The following is a 15,857-nucleotide window of genomic DNA, read 5'->3' as shown; positions in this document are numbered from 1 at the left end:
CTTTCGTCAGCGGAGATTCTCGCTATCGGACTCCGCGGAGTCCGAGCAGGTACTCGTCACCAGCACAGCGAAGTTGTCGTACGGTTCAGGATCTGCCCCGTCGCCGGGCCACCACTCGTATGCCGTCCATTCGCCGCCGCCCGCAGGGTCGCCCACCCGCAACAGCCAATGGCCACCGCTGCCACCCTCACCCTGGGAAATCAGCAGACAGCGCTCGAGCACACCGATCCATTCGGCGAAATGCTCCATGCCCGGCTCGGACCAAGCCGCGAGGAGATCGGCTTCCGCTTCGGAAAACCAGCCGATGTGATCGACGTCGAGCAAAGACAGCTCGCTAAGGCTGCTACTCCAGCCGTTGCTGACGAGCAGGAAGTTGCGGTAGGCCGGTGGCAGCCGCACCCCGAGGCGCTCTTCCGCGGCACGGATCGCGTCCTCGCTCGCCGGCTCGTAGCCGAACTCCGAGCTGTGGCGACGCAGAAAATCGCGCCACTCGCCGACAGTCGACGGTGCGGATGAGGGCATGCGTGAGACTCCTTCGACAGTGAATACCCGGAGGACATCCTGGCAGACCCGCGTGGCGGTACCGGCTACTGGTCGAACGGTGTCCGGCGGCCTTCACGGACGTAGTCGCCGCTGCCGGAGATGTGGTCGTCGCTGTGCACGGCCTTGCCCTTGGCCAGGTGACCGAACATCTGGATCCCGAAACCGCCGTCGAGGTCGTCGACGATGCGCTTCTTCCACGGGCGGCGGATGATCTGCGTGGTCAGCCGGCGGACCGTGCGTGGCTGCCGCATGATGTGGTCGGCGATGACATGTGCGCGCGGGACAAGTTCGTCGCGCGGCAGGACCTCGTTGACCATGCCGTATTCCAGCGCCGTGGCCGCGTCGATCGCCTCACCGGTCAGCAGCGCATAAGCGGCCCGCTTGACGCCGAGCAGCTCCTGGAAAGCGCTGTGGATCCCGTCGCCGGGCACGGAGCTGATGCCGTAGTGCAGGTCGTAGATACGCGCGTCGTCGGCCATCAGCGTCAGGTCGCACATCAGCAGCACCTCGGAGTGATAACCATCCCCGTTGATCAGGCCGATGGTGGGGATCTCCAGATCGTTGACGAGGCTGCTGACGTTGATCCGGCCGTCCTTGTAGGCGTATTCGTAGGCCCAGTATTCGAGATCGCGCTCCTCGATCTCGAATCCCTTCGGGTCCGAGCCCATCATCCAGTCACGGCCGCTGCCGGTGAGGACCAGCAGCTCGTTTTCCGGATCCGCACCGACGGTCTTGAGAAACTGGCCGAGCGCGCGATGGTTCTCCACGCTGAGTTTGACCGAATCGCCGCGGGTGTGGGCGCGGGCGAACAGCACGCCGTCGTCCCGGCGATCGAGCAGGAAGAAATCCTTGAAATGCTCCTTGTACTCGTCGAATTCGGGTGTGGGCAGGAATTCCTGAAGTGACATGAGAGTTCTCCGTTTCAGTGGGCGGCCCGGCGCCTGGTGACCTCGGCGACGCAGGCCCAGTCCAGGTCCGCGCCGACGTGCTCGATGGCATGCTCGAACACTTCGCGCAGCACCGGCCCGGTGGGCAGCTCGACGCCGAGGTCCTCGGCGGCCCGCACAGCGAGCATGAGGTCCTTGTGTCCCAGCGTGGTGGTGAACCCCGGCGGGGTATAGGTGCCGGTGGCGATCGCCTTGCCGTAACCGCCGTAGACCGGGCCGGGAAAGAGCGAGTCGTTGATCATCTCGACGAACCGGCCGGTGTCCAGGCCCGCCTTTTCCAGGATGGTGACCGATTCCGCCAGCGCCTGCAGGGCGTGCACGATCAGGTAGTTGACCGCGATCTTGACGGTGGGCGCCGCGGCTGCGGACGGCCCGTAGTCCCAGACCCGCTTGCCCATCGCTTCGAGCATCGGCCGCACCGCGGAGTGGACCTCCGGATCACCGGACGCGAGGACGGTCATCCGTCCCGCCTCGACCGCGTCCGGCCGCCCCAGCACCGGCGCGCTCAGATAACGGGTGCCGTGTTCGCCGGCCAGCGCCTCGAACTCGGTGGCCGCGCCCGGGCTGATCGTCGCATGGCACACGTGCGTGAAGCCTTCCGGCGCGGCCCGCAGCAGCTCACCGGTGAAGACGTCCCGCATCGCATTCTCGTTGCTGAGCATCGAGAAAACCACCCCGGTGGCGACCGCGTCCTGCGGGGCGGCCGCCCGGGTGGCGCCCCGCTCGACGAGCCCGTCGGCCTTGCTCTGCGTCCGGCTCCAGACAGTCACGTCGTAGCCGGCGTCGATCAGGCGCGCCGCCATCGGAGAGCCCATGTGACCGAGCCCGATGAAACCGACCCGCTGATCCTTTGTGGACATTTACTGTTCTCCTCCCAGAAATGCCGTCGCGTTGCGGGCGCGCGCGGCGTGCAAGCGCCGCACCGCGACCGTGCGATCCATGACGAACTGCATTCCGACGACCAGCAGCAACAGTGCCCCGGTCACCAGTCCCGTGACGTAGGTCGGCGCGCCGGCGGCCGTCGCCCCGGCACTGACCACGCCCAGAATCACCACACCCAGCACGACGTTGACGGCATTACCGCGGCCGCCGTACAGGCTGACTCCACCAATCAGGCAAGCAGACACCGCGCCCAGCAGCAACGTGGTGAACCCACGCGGGTCCGCCGACGCCCCCTGCAGGCAGGCCAGTGCGCCGGAAAGTCCCGCGCACGCCCCGGAAATCCCGAACGCCAGCGTCAGTGCACCGGTCACCGGCACCCCGGCCGCCCGCGCTTCCTGACGGGCCCCGCCGATCGCATAGATCTCCCTGCCCCACCGGGTGAACGCGAGAAACACACCGAGCAGTACGAGCACGGCGACACCGGTGAGCGTCGCGGGCGTGAGCAGCCACCACTGGCGCAGCAGCGGATCGGTCGTGGTCAGCTGCGCCAGCCCGATCGGCCGTTCACCGGCCAGCAGCAAGGCGATCCCGCTCAGCCCGATCAGCGACCCGACCGTGACGACCAGCGAGCTGATCCGCAGCCACGCGATCAGCAACCCCTGGCCGAGCCCGAACACGAGCCCGGTCGCGGTGCCCAGCGCGATCGCCGGGACCAGCCCGAGTCCGCCGGCCCGGATCGCGACGACCCCGGCCAGCGCCGCCATCGAACCGATCGAAAGGTCGAGCTCGCCCGCGATCATCGTGACCGCGACACCGGCGCCGGCGATACCGATGAGCGCGATGCCGTCCAGCGTGCCGAACACCGCCGACGAGGGGGTGAAGTCCGGCACCGTCAACGCGAGGAACACCACCGTCGCGACCAGCACACCTGCCTGGACGCCGTAGGCGCGGGTGGTCCGGCCGAGGGTTTGCGAAGTCATGACGCCCACCTCCGGGCCAGGTGCAGCACGGCGACCACCGCGACGATCAGGATTCCCTCACCGAGAACCCGCACCCCGGTCGTCAACCCGTGCAGCAGCAACACGTTCTGCAGCACGACGATCACCAGCGCCCCGGCGGCGGAGCGGACCGGTGACCCCTCACCGCCACTGACCGCCGTGCCGCCGACCAGTACCGCGGCGACGGCGTCGACCGTCAGATCCGACAGGTTGTTCACCGTGACCTGCCCGAGCTGGCTCGCGGAGAACACGCCCGCAACGGCCAGCCCGATCGACATGATCGCGAACGCCCACGCGGTGGCCGAGCGCACGGAAATACCGCTGGTGACCGCGGTCTGCCGGTTCGCCCCGACCAGGACGAGCCTGCGCCCGGGCACCGTCCGCTCGGCGAACAGCCAGACCAGCCCGGTGAACACGACGAACACCCAGACCGGCAACGGGATCGCGAGCAAGGTCGTGGCCGCGAGGACACCGGCGCTCGACGTCGGGGCCGAAACGACGGCACCACCGGTCACCGCGGCGACCACGCCGTAGATCAGCGCTCCCGCGGCGAGCGTGGTGACCACGGGGTTCAGTCCCGCCGCCACGGCAAGGCTTTGCGCCAGCCCGATGACGACGAGGGCGGCGAGCGCGAGCAACGCGCCCACCACGAGCGAGCCACCGTGCGCGGCGACCGACATGAACAGGATCGACGCCAGCATGGCCGACTGCCCCATGCCGAGGGAGAAAAGGTTGCCGGACAAGGTGATCGTCGTCATCCCGACCGCGGCGATGCCGGTCACCGACGTGTTGATCAGGACCCCGCGCAGGTTGTCGAAAGTGAGAAAGGCCGGGGTCGTGGCCGTCGCGACGGCGACCAGCACCACGAAGACGACCGGCATCGCCCACCGGCTCAGCGCTCTTGCGGTCCCGGTGCGTCCGGCGACCGGGACCGCATAGGAAATCTCGGTCATGGCAGTACCTCTTCGTTCCGTGGCGCGAGTCGCGAGCTGCCGTTGTGCATGACCTCGCGCACCAGCGCCTCCTCCGTCCATTCCGAACCCGGCCGCACCGAGGACAGCACTCCCCGGTGGAAAGTGCCGATGACGTCACACAATCCGTAGACCTCGCCGGTGTCCGACGAGCACACCACGACCGCCATGCCCTCGTAGGCCAGCGCGCGCAGCTGCCGGTAGATCTCGGCACGCGCACCGACGTCCACACCGCGAGTCGGTTCGTCCACGAGCAGGACCCGCGGCGCGCGGCCCAGCCACTTGCCGACGACGACTTTTTGCTGATTACCACCGGAAAGTGTGCCGACCGGCGAGGTCAACCGCGCCGCGTCGATCGCGAACTGCCTTGCCGAGCGGGTCGCGACCTCACGTTCCCGGCGCCGCGACACCACCCCGAGCCGGGCGACCTGCCCGAGCCATGCCGAGGACAGATTCCGTTCGATCGACAGCCCGGCGAAGATGCCGTCCCGCTTGCGATCCGGTGAGCAGTAAGCGATTCCGGCGGCGATGCCGGCCTGGCGGTTGCCGAGGTCGACGCGCGCACCGTCGAGCTCGACGGTGCCCGTCAGTGACGGCACGAAACCGGCCAGCGCCCGCAGCAACGCCGAACCACCGGCACCGACCTGCCCGGTCAGCCCGACGATCTGGCCCCGCCGGATGTCCAGACCAACCGGAGCCTCGACACCCGGGGCGGTGAGCCCGGTGATCTTCAGCCGCACCGGCGCGCCGCCGGTGTCCCCGCGTCCGGGGAACATCTCGCCCAGATCGCGGCCCAGCATGCGCCGCACGATCTCCTGCGGGGTCAGCTCCCCGGTGACGGCCGGGGCGAAACTGGTGCCATTGCGGAAGATCGTGACCCGGTCGCTGATCGAGAAGACTTCGTCGAGCCGGTGGGTGATGTAGAGGATGCTGGTGCCTTCGTCGGCCAGCGACCGGACGATCTCGAGCACACGGGCCGCTTCCGCTTGGGACAGCGCCGCCGTCGGTTCGTCCAGGATCAGCACCGTCGCCGATCTCGCGAGCACCCGGGCGATCTCGAGCAGTTGCAGCTCCGCGACCGAAAGCTCCTCCGCGGGCGTGCGCGGGTCGAGGTAGCCGAGGCCGACCCTGGACAACAGCTCGCCCGCCCGGCGGCGCAGGAAACCACCGCTCCACCACGGCCGCACGCCACGCTGACCCAGTACCAGGTTCTCGGCGACGCTGAGCGCGCCGACGGTGCTGTATTCCTGTTGCACGACAGCGATTCCGGCCGCCTGCGACGCCGCCGACGACGACAGTTCCACCGTCCGCCCACCGACCCGGACGGCGCCCGAATCGGGGCGCACCAGTCCGGAAAGGACCTTCACGATAGTGCTCTTGCCCGCGCCGTTTTCGCCCAGCAGAGCCATGACTTCGCCGGGACGCACTTCGAGGCGGACCCCGTCGAGCGCCCGCACAGCGCCGTATCTCTTCGACACGCCTTCGACTTCCAGGCGCGGAACCCGTTGTGTGGCCATCAGAACTGCAACTCCTGGATGCTGCGGCCCCACACCCGCAAGGTGTCCACGTTCTGCGGGGTGATCGCCGGGTTCGGCATGTAGGTGAAGCGGGCCGGCGCGTCGCCGGCCATCGGTGGCTGGCCGGCCGCGGTGGGCAGGCGGTCGACACCGTCGACGACCTTGCCGGTGGCGAGGTAGCGCGCCGCGGTCTGCACGGCGAGAATCCCTTCGATGACGGGCGACTGCAGAACCGCCGAATAGATCAGCCCCTTCTTCAGCGGCTGCTGATCACCGGAGAAGTCACCCACCACGACCGTGACGTCCTTGCCCGGGTGCAGCCCGCCCTGCTGCAGTGCCTTGACCACGCCGGTGCCGATGTTGTTCGACCCGGCAACGACGATGTCGATGCCCGCCGCCTTGTACTTCGACAGCACCTGGCTCGCCGCGGTGAATCCGCCCTGCGCGTCCGGGCTCTTGACGTTCTCGGTCGCGAGCACGTTGAAGGTGTCACCGACCCGGCCGAAGAAGGCCTGATGCCGCACGACGCCCGTTTCGTATCCGGTCGGATAGGTGATCTCCAGCAGATTCGGTTTTCCGCCGGGGCCATGGAAAGCGACGCCACGGGCCCGCGCCTCGGCCACCGCCTGCAACGCCATCGTGCCCATCTCGGCGCCGATCGCCTCGTTGTCCTGGCCGGGGCGGGCGGTGATGTAGGGCTGGGCCTGCGGCAGCACCCGGCCGTTGAGCTGGATGACCGGCGCTCGCGCGGCCAGCAGGCGCGCGGAGTTGACCCCGGTGTCGTTGTTGGCGGGCCAGTACACGAACGCCGCGGCGGGTTTGCCCGACGCGAGGAACTGCCGGACCTGCTGGTTCTGCTGGGTCTGGTCGAAGTTGTTGTCGATGACCTCGAGCCGGTAACCCAGGCGGGCGGTCTCGGCCTGCATGGCCTTGATCTCCGTGTTGACGTAGCTGTTGGCCGTCGAGATGGTGAAAGCCACGATCGTCGCTCCCCTCCCCTCCACGGTTCCGGTGCCGGTGACCTTCGCCGGCACGACGACCGCGCCACCACAGCCCGATAGGAGGAAGGCGGTCGCGGTGACCGCCGCGAGGAGCACGGCTCGGTACCAGCGGGTCATCATTGATCCTTTCTGCACCAGTGCAGCCAGCCGGAGCCCGAAGGCTAGCATTGGATACATTCGAGGTGCAATACTCGCCGATATCCCACTGATGTCGGCGAAAACGAGCTCGATCGTATCCATTCGCCAGGATTGGAAAGTGAGGCAGCCGTGTCCGGACCCGCGCTGGCGGTCAACCATGTCGGGCTGACCGTCCCCGATGTCCATGCCGCGATCGACTGGTACGGGGAGGTCTTCGGTTTCCGCTGCATCATGGGCCCGCGGGTGCTGGAGGCGGCCGGCCACGGCGAGGCGGCAACCGTGCTCGGACCCCGGTTCCGCCGGGCGTGGCAGGCGCACCTGCTCGCCGGGAACTCGGTCGGACTGGAGCTGTTCCAGTTCATCGACCCGCCCACCCATGACCGGCGGGACGAGCTGGTGCCCTACCTCGACCGCGGGCCGTGGCACCTGTGTCTCACGCACCCGGACGTCCAGGCCACGATCGACCGCATCACCGAGACCGGCGGCACCCTCATCGCGGCGCCGTACGAGTTCGTGCCGGGACGGCCGTGGATCCTCGCCTACGCCACCGATCCGTGGGGCACCGTGCTGGAGATCATGAGCCACAGCTACGCCGAAGCGTTCGCCAACTGGCCCCAGCCCGGCCAGACCGTCCCGCCGACCCTCGTGCCACGGCCCGGGCGGTGAACTCGACCGGCGGCCACGCCGTGACATAGGTGTTCCCTGTGCACGGAAAGGACCTCCGGGTTGCCGCCTTCGACGAGCCAGCTGCCGGGTCACCAGGTGCGGCCGGTGACCGTGGACCGTCCGCCGGGCCGGTTCGACTGGCTCCGGCGGCACCGGCGGTGGTGTTTCGCGCTCGTCGTAGCCGCGCTTCTCGTACAGATGGCGTTCGCGATGATCACGACGGCGGTGGAGCAGACCCCGACCATCGACGAGCCGGTGTACGTGGGAACGGCGGTGGTCTACCTGGAGCAGCACAGCCTGCGGTACAACCCGGAGCATCCCCCGCTGGGCAAGCTGATCATCGCGAGCGGGGTGGCCTTCGCCGGTGTGCGGCTCGACCCGGCCTTCGCCGGTGATCAGACACAGCTCGGCCGGCAGGTGCTGTACGAGTCGGGCAACGATCCGGGACGGCTGATGCTGCTGGCGCGGCTGCCCGTCATCGTGCTCACGCTGCTGTTCGGCCTGGTCGTCTTCGCGTTCGCCACGGACCTCACCGGCCCTGTCGGCGGGTCGGCGGCGCTCGCTCTGTACGCGTTCTCACCCGACCTCATCGCACAAGGGTCGCTGGCCACGCTCGACGTGCCGGCCGCGGGTTTCCTGCTGACCTCGGTCTGGCTGTTGTGGCGGGCCCGGCGCCGTCCTGTCCGTTATCTCCCCCTGGCGGGGCTTGCCCTCGGCGCGGCCGTTGCCACGAAGATGAGCACCCTGACCGCGGTTCCGGTGTTGCTGCTCCTGGTCGTGCTGTCCGTCTGGTATGCCCGCCACGATCGGTTTCTCCGTCGGCTCGGACTCGGCGCGGCGGCGGCAGCGGGGGTGGCGCTGATCGCGATCGCCGTGGTGTGGGCCTCCTACTTGGCCGTGGATCCGGGGCTGCGGTGGACGACGCCACCGGGCCTGCCGGCGCTCCACGGCCTGCGCTCGCTCGCCGGCCGGTTGCCGCTCCCGGCGCCATACCGGGACGGCATGCGTGTGCAGTTCGGCTTCGAAGACCAGGTGTGGGGCGGGTTCCTGTTCGGAAGGCAGTACCTCGGTTCGCTGTGGTACTACCTTCCGGCCGCGCTGCTGGTGAAGACACCGCTGGGCATGGTGGCGCTGTGGCCGGCCGGTGCCGTCGCGATGGTGGCGGTGCCCCGGCTGCGCCCGGCGGCGCCCTATGTACTCGTTCCGGCGGGTGTGCTGCTGGCCGCGGCCATGACCGGCTCCCGCGACCTCGGCGTCCGGTACGCGATCTTCGTGCCGATGTTCCTGGCGGTCGCGGCGGCGGGCGTGGTCGCCCTGCGCCGGCGATGGATACCCGTCGCGGCGGCGGCCCTGGTCGTGTTCGCCGCGGTCAGCTCGCTGCGGACGTTCCCGTACTACCTGCCCTACTCCAACGAGGCGTTCGGCGGTCCGGCACAGACCCACCTGCGCCTGCACGACTCGAACGTCGACTGGGGCCAGGATCTGGGCCGGCTGGCGGACCGGCTGAGGCAGCGTTACCCGGGCGAGCCGACGTGGCTCGTCTACAAGGGCAGCGGCCTGCCGTCGTACTACGGCATCAACGCCGCCGACCCGCTCACCGTGCCCCCGGACCAGGTGCACGGACTGCTCGCCGTGTCGGATTCGGCGATCGCCAAGGCCGACGACCACCTGGCGTCGCTGATCACCGGCAGCACACCGATCGACGAGGTCGGCCACTCCATCACGATCTACCACCGGCCATAGGAGCGGGGTAGGCGGGCCGTGCTCCCGCCGAGGCCCCCGCCTACCCCGCGATTTCGCCGCCGGATTTCCGGGACGGGACCCGAGCGGACCGGCCCTCGGAAGATCCCCGGCGGCTCGCCGTCCGCGACCGTATCGCCCGGGGGAAAGCGATACGGGCGCGGACGGCGGTCTTCGGCTGCCTTACCGCGTCGCGATTTCCTGGCCGACCAGGATCAGGTCGGCGTTCGGGATGCTCTGCGCGTTCAGCTGCTGCAGGTGCCGCCAGCCGCCGGGGATGCCGAGCTTCTTCGCGATGCCCGACAGGGTGTCGCCCGCGACGACGGTGTAGTCGCCGCCGTGGCTCGGCCGCGGGGCGGCCTGCGGGCTCGACTTCCGGACTTCGCCGCCCTTGGCCTGGGGCTTGGCCTGCTTCGCCTGGGGCTTGGCCTGAGGCTTGACCTTGGCGGCCTCGGGCGAGGCCGCCCCGCCGCCGCCCTGGCCGGCGAACGACGAGAAATTGGCCGGGCCCGCACCTGCGTGGCACTCCCACGGCGCGGTCCCCTGCTTCGCGTAGATGCGGTCCGCGACGATCTGCTGCTGAGCCGGGCTGGCCTTGTCCGCGGTCGGCGCGAACTGGCCGCCGCCGTTGGCCAGCCAGGTCTTGGTCACGATCTGGAACAGGCCGGCGGGGCGGCCGGCGGCCTGGCCCGCCGCGGTGTTGTTGACGATCGTCGGGTTGCCACCGCTCTCGCACTTGACGATGCCGGCCTGCCCGGGGAAGGCGCTGGCCGTACCGCCGCCGGCGATCGCGATACCGCCGATGGTGGCGCCCGCGATAGCCGCGGTCGCACCGGTTCGCTTGAGAACAACTGCCGTCTTGCTGGGTTTGCTGTGACGTCCCACGGGGGGTGGGCTCCTTCTCCATCTCGCACCGCGGCAGCCGTTGCGCGTCCGGTTCAGGACCGCAGCCATCGGGGGTTCGCGGTGGCTTGCGGCCGCTGATCCTCGGGGTAGATCGCAGGTCACCGCAAAAGCGCGAGAAGATTACGAAGAAGAAACAACCGGTGTACAGATTCCGTGGCAATGGACACAGATCATCAAAACTGGTATTGGGCTCACAACCGTCCGTCACGTTCACGGACACTTACTTCGACAATAGATCTTGGCTCAACCGCGTCGAAAGCCGGAGAATGCAGCGGCGGATTTTCCCGGCGGACGAGAAGAATCGTTAATTTCTCCCATCGACCCGCTCATGGTCAATTACTGCCGGTGCGCTCGGCGTGATCTGGTTCTCCAGCCGGTATTCGATTCGCACGTCTCGGTATTCGACTCCCGCGTCGACTCGGTCCGGGAGGTTGGTGCGGTCGCTGCGCGTCAGCGGCTGATGGCCTGGGGTGCCGCTGAACCGGATATCCGTATGGGGTTTCTCGTCGAACCGCAGTTCGCCGGCCCGCACCGTGGCGGTGAACTCGATGTCAGGCGCACCAGGAGTTCACGGCGGCTGCTCGTCCCGCCCGCGAACACGCTTGTGCCGCGCGGTTTTCGGCGCCTCACCGCCGCCACCGAGAACCTTGTCCACCAGATGACCCGACGTGTCGAGGACCTTGCCCACGCCCTCGACGGCGTCCCCCGCAACGTCGGTGCCCCCCTCCACCGCGTCGGGTTCCGCTCCCCCGTCCTGGCTCGGCAGAGCGGCGCCCGCCGCCCGTGCGACGATGTCCGGATTGTGGTCGACGGTCGTCAGCACCCGGTTGATGATGTCGGCGACGTTGTCCAGCCGGGCCTTCAGCAGAACCTCCGCTTCCACCCCTTTGATCTCGAGGTGGAGTCCCGTCAGTTCGGCATCCACGCCTACCCCGAGCTTGAGCAGATCGAGCACTTCGGCCTGCAATGACACCCGTGCGCGCAGACTTTCGACATCCAGAGAAATCTCTTCGACCGCCAGGCGCGGTACGTCGAGGAGAACGTCCGGTTCCGCCTCTTCGGCGTAGTCTTCCCCGGGTTCTTCCTCGTTGTCGATCTCGTCGGCCATGCGCACGCTCCAGCGGGTGAGGCGGCGAACTGACGTACCCGTCCATTGTAGACCGGGAGAATCGGCCGCGCTTTTCCGCCGGGCCCGCTGTCTTCGGACGTGCGACCATCGGATGACGGGGACAGCGACTCACCTTTTCGGCCCTCTCGGAAAGGAAGACCAGTACCAATGTCGATACTGATTTTCATCGCTGGTGCGGCGTTACTGATCTACAGCGCCGAAAAGCTGATCATCTACCTCGTCGGTGCGGCGGCCGGCCTGCGAATCTCGGTATTCCTGCTCGCGATCATCTTCACCGGAATCGAATTCGACGACGTCGCGCTCGGTGTCGCACTGAACGTGGAAGATCTCAGCGACGTCGCCCTCGGAACCGTGTTCGGCACGGCGATCTCGATGATCGGAATAGTGCTCGCGCTCGCCGCGATCATTTCCCCGACGAAGGTGAACATCCCGCGCCCGTACCTGGCGTTGTTCACGGCCGCGCCGTTGGTGCTGATTCCTTTCCTCGTCTTCGGGCTCCTCACCCCGCTTTACGGTGCGGTGCTCGTGCTGCTGTTCGTGTTCTTCATCGGCTATGTGGCCACCCGCGAACTCAGGCGGAGCACCCCTGTTTTCCGCAACGCGGAAATACTCGAGAAACTGGAAGTCGGCGGTGACTCCGGCCGCGCCGGCGCCCTCGGCCCCGCCGACCCACCCACGGACAGACCACCGTTCACCGTGACGATGCCGTTCAACAAGGAACGCCCGATCCCCGGGTGGGCCGCGATCGCGCTGGCCGTCATCGCGCTGGCCGGCCTCGTCGCCGGCGCCGGGATCACCAGCTTCGGCACGAAGAACATCCTGGAGGACTACCACATCCAGGGTGCGTTGTTCGGCGCCACCATCGCCACCCTCGTGCTCACCCTCGAGGACATATTCCTGACCGTGGAACCCACCCGCAAGGGCGCGCCCGAGCTCGGCGTCGGGAACGTCATCGGCAGCGTCGTTTTCGGTGTCACCGCGAAGCTCGGCATCATCGTGCTCGCGGGCGGCAGCATCGTCGTCGACGAAAACGTGCTCTCCTGGCACCTCCCGGTCCTCATCGGCATGACGGCCCTCGCCGCGTACTTCCTCACCACCGGCCGTCTCAAGCGCTGGCACGGATTCGCGTTGCTCGCGCTCTACATCGCCTACTGGGCCGTCAGCTTCACCGTTTTCGGCGGTGCACCCATCGAAACCAGCTAACGGTGCGGACGCGGAACCAGCGGAGCATCGTCGATCGCCGCCCCGGCGTTGGCGGCCTCGACCGCCCGCGCAACCAGGCCGTGATCGGGTGAGAGGTGGCAGACCGGGTCGGTGCGGGCGGCATCGCCGGTGAGCTGGAACGCCTGGCAGCGGCACCCACCGAAGTCCAGCTCCCGGCGGTCGCAGCTACGGCAGGGTTCCGGCATCCAGTCCGTTCCCCGGAACGCGGTCATCACCGGGGCGTCGGCCCAGATCCGGGCCAGCGAGTCCGCGCGCACGCTGGCCCGCGGCAACGGCAGGGACTGGGCGGCCGGACAGGGCAGCACGTCACCGTTCGGTGTCACGGTCAGTTGCCGCGCGGCCCAGCCGCCCATGCACGGCTTCGGGTAGCGGCTGTAGTAGTCGGGCATGACGTAGCTGACGTCCATGCGATCCCGTAGCCGCGTCCGGGCGGCCCGCACCACGACCTCGGCAGCGTCGAGCTGCGCCCGGCTCGGCAGCAACGCGGCACGGTTGCGCGACGCCCAGCCGTAGTACTGGGTGTTGGCCAGCTCCACCCGGTCGGCACCCACCTGCTCGGCCAGCGCGAGCACCTCGGCGACGCGGTCGATGTTGCGCCGGTGCAGCACCACGTTCACGGTGAGCGGCCAGCCCAGTTCCTTGACCACGCGCATGGCCTCGATCTTGCGGTCGTAGGACGGGGTCCCGGCGATCGCATCGGACAGCGCGGGCTCGTCGGCCTGAATGCTGACCTGCACATGGTCCAGACCAGCGGCGCGCAGGTGCGCAGCCCTCGGTCGCGAGAATCCGACGGCGCTGGTCACGAGATTGGTGTAGAGGCCGAGATCGTGGGCCTGCGCCACGATCTCCACCAGATCGCGCCGCAGCAACGGTTCTCCGCCGGAGAGGTGGCATTGCAGCACCCCGAGATCGCGGGCCTCCACGAGCACCCGGCGCCATTCGTCCGTGTCCAGCTCGTCGGCGTAACCGGCGAGGTTGATCGGGTTGGAACAGTACGGGCAGGCCAGTGGGCAGCGGTAGGTGAGTTCGGCCAGCAGCCCGAAGGGATTATCCATCGGTGAGCTCCACGCAACGCCGGGCGACGAGCTGGGTCAGGAACCGCCGCACTTCGTCGTCGGGGACTTCCCGGTAGTGCGAGCGCAGTTCGGTCTCGATCTCGGCTACCGTACGCCGCCCGTCGCACAGTTCGAGGATGTCCGCGCCGCTGGTGTTCAACACCACCACTGTTTCGGGGTGCAGCAACACATGGCGCTGCCGGGCCGCACTGAACGTCAGCCGGACATGCCGGGCCAGCCTGGGACGGTCCGATGTGGACAGTGTAATCGAGTCCATTGTGGTCACTCCGGATACGCCTGGTCGATGGCGTCCATCAGGCTCCACAGGACGTCACACTTGAACGAGAGCGCGTCGACGGCGCGTGCCTGGGATTCGGCGGACAGGCAGTGCGCGGTGACCACCTCGAGCGCGTGTTCGCTGTCGCGGGGCGCTTGTTCGAGGCGGGCGCGGAAATAGGCGAGACCCTCGGGGTCGATCCACGGGTACCACCGCTCGAACGCGGCCAGCCGTTGCGCCATCAGATCGGGGGCGAACAACTCGGTGAGCGAGGACGCGACCGCGTCCACCCACGGGCGGGTCCGGGCGAAGGTCACGTAGGCGTCGACCGCGAACCGCACCCCGGGCACGAGATGGCGGTGGTCCATGACCTCCTCGCGGGTCAGCCCGGCGGCCTCGCCGAGCCGCAGCCACGCCTCGATGCCGCCCTCACCGGGGTGCCGGCCGTCGTGGTCGATGATCCGGCGGATCCAGCGCCGGCGGACCTCGAGATCGGGACACTGGGACAGGATCGCCGCATCCTTGCGGGGGATGTTCTCCTGGTAGTAGAAGCGGTTGGCCACCCAGCCCTGGAGCTGCCGCCGGCTGAGCCGGCCCGCATTCATCCGGACGTGGAACGGGTGCTGGTCGTGGTACCGCCGGGAGTTCGCCCGCAAGGCCTCCACGAAGCCGTCGGTCGTCGTGGTCGGCACGGCTCTACACCTCGACCTCGAGGCCGTCCATGGCCACCTCCATGCCGTTGTCCTCGACGACGCGCCGCTCGGGCGTGTCCTCGAGCAGGATCGGGTTGGTGTTGTTCAGGTGCACGAAAATCGTCCGCCGCACGCCCATCGACGCCAGCTGGGCCAGGCTGCCGTCCGCACCGTCGATGGGCAGATGGCCCATCTCCCGGGAGGTCTTGCCGGCCAGGCCGAGACGGATGAGTTCGTCGTCGCGCCAGCAGGTCCCGTCGACCAGCAGGCAGTCGCAGCCCTCGATCTCCGCGCGCAGCGCCGGTGTCAGCGCCTGCACGCCGGGCAGGTACACCAGCGTCCCGCCACCGCGTTCGCCGGTCAGCCGGTAGCCCACGACGCGGCCGTGGTTTTCCCCGGATCCGAAGCGGTCCCGTTTGGTGGTGGGCACGTCGAACGCCCGGCAGGAAAGCCCGCCGCCGAGGGACACGCCCGCGCCGGGGACCACCGGGCGCCACTCGACCGAGCAGTAGCGCTCCAGTGTGCGCACCAGCCCCGAGCCGTCGCACAGCACCTTGTGCACCGCGGGCGTGGCGTAGAGCCGCAAGGCGCGGGCCTCCCGCAGCAGCAGCAAACCCAGTGTGTGGTCGAGCTCGGCATCGGTGAGCAGCACCGCCTCCAGCGGCGTTGTCCGGTCGCCACGCGGGTGCAGGCCCGGGAACGCCTCGATCTGCGTGCGAACGTCGGGCGAGGCGTTGACGAGGAACCACTGTCGCCGGTCGGCACTCACCGCGATCGACGACTGGGTGCGCGGCGGGCCGGCCCCGGAGCGGACCGCGGCGCACACCGGGCAACCGCAGTTCCATTGCGGGGAGCCACCCCCCGCCGCCGAACCCAGCACCCGCACGAACATCGTTCCTCCGTGGTCGTCCCGGAGCCGCCGGAGGGCGCCAGGCCCAGGGGTCCTGGCGCCCTCCGCGTCCCCCTTAGTCCTCCAGCTGAGCGACGTACATGGTCACCTCGGGCGCGACGGGAATCTCGTCGAACTCGGGCGTCTCCCATACAGCGAGCTGAGACTCCATGGATTCACCTCCTCTGCCTTTCTCGCGGCAGGTTCCTAGCAAGGGTCACGACGTTTCCGGGAGGGCGAAGACGAACAGGGTGCTTCCGTGCCCCGCACCCAGCATGCCGG

General features: G+C 68.7%; 18 protein-coding genes. 3 read left to right on the top strand and 15 right to left on the bottom strand.

All coding sequences use genetic code 11. The features are described from left to right. Positions 1-6: 6 nt before the first annotated feature. From GKO32_RS14155 to GKO32_RS14125, 7 genes are all read right to left on the bottom strand, one after another. The gene (locus GKO32_RS14155; RefSeq protein ID WP_154757322.1) at positions 7-522 is read right to left on the bottom strand and encodes an SMI1/KNR4 family protein; all 516 of its coding nucleotides are present in this window, start codon (positions 520-522) and stop codon (positions 7-9) included. Between the two features lie 65 nt (positions 523-587). Next, a complete protein-coding gene (locus GKO32_RS14150) occupies positions 588-1,451 on the bottom strand; it encodes an enoyl-CoA hydratase/isomerase family protein (RefSeq protein ID WP_154757321.1) in 864 nt (287 codons plus the stop codon). Between the two features lie 14 nt (positions 1,452-1,465). Further along, positions 1,466-2,350, bottom strand: a complete 885-nt coding sequence (locus GKO32_RS14145) for an NAD(P)-dependent oxidoreductase (protein ID WP_154757320.1) — start codon at positions 2,348-2,350, stop codon at positions 1,466-1,468. Further along, positions 2,351-3,352 (bottom strand): ABC transporter permease, encoded by a 1,002-nt coding sequence (locus GKO32_RS14140; protein WP_154757319.1) that lies wholly within the window; start codon positions 3,350-3,352, stop codon positions 2,351-2,353. It abuts the gene before it with no gap. Beyond that, complete coding sequence (locus GKO32_RS14135) at positions 3,349-4,323, bottom strand: ABC transporter permease (RefSeq protein ID WP_166459545.1); 975 nt, start codon at positions 4,321-4,323, stop codon at positions 3,349-3,351. Before GKO32_RS14135 ends, GKO32_RS14140 begins: the two co-directional genes overlap by 4 nt. Beyond that, the gene (locus GKO32_RS14130; protein WP_154757317.1) at positions 4,320-5,858 is read right to left on the bottom strand and encodes a sugar ABC transporter ATP-binding protein; all 1,539 of its coding nucleotides are present in this window, start codon (positions 5,856-5,858) and stop codon (positions 4,320-4,322) included. Before GKO32_RS14130 ends, GKO32_RS14135 begins: the two co-directional genes overlap by 4 nt. Next, the gene (locus tag GKO32_RS14125; protein ID WP_166459544.1) at positions 5,858-6,976 is read right to left on the bottom strand and encodes a sugar ABC transporter substrate-binding protein; all 1,119 of its coding nucleotides are present in this window, start codon (positions 6,974-6,976) and stop codon (positions 5,858-5,860) included. Before GKO32_RS14125 ends, GKO32_RS14130 begins: the two co-directional genes overlap by 1 nt. Positions 6,977-7,126: 150 nt before the next feature. On the opposite strand from GKO32_RS14125, the gene GKO32_RS14120 reads away from it, so the two are divergent. Next, positions 7,127-7,663 carry a VOC family protein gene (locus GKO32_RS14120; RefSeq protein ID WP_312867909.1) on the top strand — a complete coding sequence of 179 codons (537 nt, stop codon included), beginning with the start codon at positions 7,127-7,129 and terminating at the stop codon, positions 7,661-7,663. 105 nt (positions 7,664-7,768) lie between these two features. Next, the gene (locus tag GKO32_RS14115; RefSeq protein ID WP_312867908.1) at positions 7,769-9,406 is read left to right on the top strand and encodes a phospholipid carrier-dependent glycosyltransferase; all 1,638 of its coding nucleotides are present in this window, start codon (positions 7,769-7,771) and stop codon (positions 9,404-9,406) included. Between the two features lie 180 nt (positions 9,407-9,586). Here GKO32_RS14115 and GKO32_RS14110 read toward each other — a convergent pair whose 3' ends face one another. The 3 genes from GKO32_RS14110 to GKO32_RS14100 all read right to left on the bottom strand — a co-directional run bounded on the left by GKO32_RS14110 (position 9,587) and on the right by GKO32_RS14100 (position 11,417). Further along, on the bottom strand, positions 9,587-10,288 hold the full coding sequence (locus tag GKO32_RS14110; RefSeq protein WP_312867907.1) for a LysM peptidoglycan-binding domain-containing protein: 702 nt from the start codon (positions 10,286-10,288) through the stop codon (positions 9,587-9,589). A gap of 325 nt (positions 10,289-10,613) precedes the next feature. Further along, positions 10,614-10,841, bottom strand: coding sequence for a hypothetical protein (locus tag GKO32_RS14105; RefSeq protein ID WP_208024402.1), 228 nt, complete (start codon positions 10,839-10,841; stop codon positions 10,614-10,616). 36 nt (positions 10,842-10,877) lie between these two features. Continuing rightward, complete coding sequence (locus GKO32_RS14100; protein WP_154757314.1) at positions 10,878-11,417, bottom strand: hypothetical protein; 540 nt, start codon at positions 11,415-11,417, stop codon at positions 10,878-10,880. Between the two features lie 168 nt (positions 11,418-11,585). Here GKO32_RS14100 and GKO32_RS14095 point away from each other — a divergent pair, with 168 nt between their 5' ends. Further along, positions 11,586-12,641 (top strand): sodium:calcium antiporter, encoded by a 1,056-nt coding sequence (locus tag GKO32_RS14095; protein ID WP_154757313.1) that lies wholly within the window; start codon positions 11,586-11,588, stop codon positions 12,639-12,641. Here GKO32_RS14095 and pqqE read toward each other — a convergent pair. From pqqE to pqqA, 5 genes are all read right to left on the bottom strand, one after another. Next, entirely contained in the window at positions 12,638-13,717 is a 1,080-nt protein-coding gene (gene pqqE / locus GKO32_RS14090; protein WP_154757312.1) for a pyrroloquinoline quinone biosynthesis protein PqqE, read from the bottom strand. The two genes, GKO32_RS14095 and pqqE, sit on opposite strands and share 4 nt — an antisense overlap. Next, positions 13,710-13,994: a pyrroloquinoline quinone biosynthesis peptide chaperone PqqD gene (gene pqqD, locus GKO32_RS14085; protein WP_154757311.1), complete on the bottom strand. Its 285-nt coding sequence runs from the start codon at positions 13,992-13,994 to the stop codon at positions 13,710-13,712. The genes pqqE and pqqD overlap by 8 nt, the downstream gene beginning before the upstream one ends. Positions 13,995-13,999: 5 nt before the next feature. After that, a complete protein-coding gene (gene pqqC, locus GKO32_RS14080; RefSeq protein WP_312867906.1) occupies positions 14,000-14,686 on the bottom strand; it encodes a pyrroloquinoline-quinone synthase PqqC in 687 nt (228 codons plus the stop codon). A 4-nt stretch (positions 14,687-14,690) separates the two neighbouring features. Further along, positions 14,691-15,578: a pyrroloquinoline quinone biosynthesis protein PqqB gene (pqqB, locus tag GKO32_RS14075; protein ID WP_154757310.1), complete on the bottom strand. Its 888-nt coding sequence runs from the start codon at positions 15,576-15,578 to the stop codon at positions 14,691-14,693. A 73-nt stretch (positions 15,579-15,651) separates the two neighbouring features. After that, a complete protein-coding gene (pqqA, locus tag GKO32_RS14070) occupies positions 15,652-15,747 on the bottom strand; it encodes a pyrroloquinoline quinone precursor peptide PqqA (protein WP_154757309.1) in 96 nt (31 codons plus the stop codon). Between the last annotated feature and the right edge of the window lie 110 nt (positions 15,748-15,857).

It is taken from the genome of Amycolatopsis pithecellobii (assembly GCF_009707865.1).
In the GTDB taxonomy this organism is placed as follows: domain Bacteria; phylum Actinomycetota; class Actinomycetes; order Mycobacteriales; family Pseudonocardiaceae; genus Amycolatopsis_E; species Amycolatopsis_E pithecellobii.
The sequence above is the reverse complement of the archived record's forward strand: the minus strand, read 5'-3'. Positions and strand labels throughout refer to the sequence as shown.

Excerpts from the sequence above, each read along its gene's own strand:
- GKO32_RS14155 (WP_154757322.1), bottom strand. The coding sequence starts at position 522 with ATGCCCTCATCCGCACCGTCGACTGTCGGCGAGTGGCGCGATTTTCTG.
- GKO32_RS14150 (WP_154757321.1), bottom strand. The coding sequence starts at position 1,451 with ATGTCACTTCAGGAATTCCTGCCCACACCCGAATTCGACGAGTACAAG.
- GKO32_RS14145 (WP_154757320.1), bottom strand. The coding sequence starts at position 2,350 with ATGTCCACAAAGGATCAGCGGGTCGGTTTCATCGGGCTCGGTCACATG.
- GKO32_RS14140 (WP_154757319.1), bottom strand. The coding sequence starts at position 3,352 with ATGACTTCGCAAACCCTCGGCCGGACCACCCGCGCCTACGGCGTCCAG.
- GKO32_RS14135 (WP_166459545.1), bottom strand. The coding sequence starts at position 4,323 with ATGACCGAGATTTCCTATGCGGTCCCGGTCGCCGGACGCACCGGGACC.
- GKO32_RS14130 (WP_154757317.1), bottom strand. The coding sequence starts at position 5,858 with ATGGCCACACAACGGGTTCCGCGCCTGGAAGTCGAAGGCGTGTCGAAG.
- GKO32_RS14125 (WP_166459544.1), bottom strand. The coding sequence starts at position 6,976 with ATGACCCGCTGGTACCGAGCCGTGCTCCTCGCGGCGGTCACCGCGACC.
- GKO32_RS14100 (WP_154757314.1), bottom strand. The coding sequence starts at position 11,417 with ATGGCCGACGAGATCGACAACGAGGAAGAACCCGGGGAAGACTACGCC.
- GKO32_RS14095 (WP_154757313.1), top strand. The coding sequence starts at position 11,586 with ATGTCGATACTGATTTTCATCGCTGGTGCGGCGTTACTGATCTACAGC.
- pqqE (WP_154757312.1), bottom strand. The coding sequence starts at position 13,717 with ATGGATAATCCCTTCGGGCTGCTGGCCGAACTCACCTACCGCTGCCCA.
- pqqD (WP_154757311.1), bottom strand. The coding sequence starts at position 13,994 with ATGGACTCGATTACACTGTCCACATCGGACCGTCCCAGGCTGGCCCGG.
- pqqB (WP_154757310.1), bottom strand. The coding sequence starts at position 15,578 with ATGTTCGTGCGGGTGCTGGGTTCGGCGGCGGGGGGTGGCTCCCCGCAA.
- pqqA (WP_154757309.1), bottom strand. The coding sequence starts at position 15,747 with ATGGAGTCTCAGCTCGCTGTATGGGAGACGCCCGAGTTCGACGAGATT.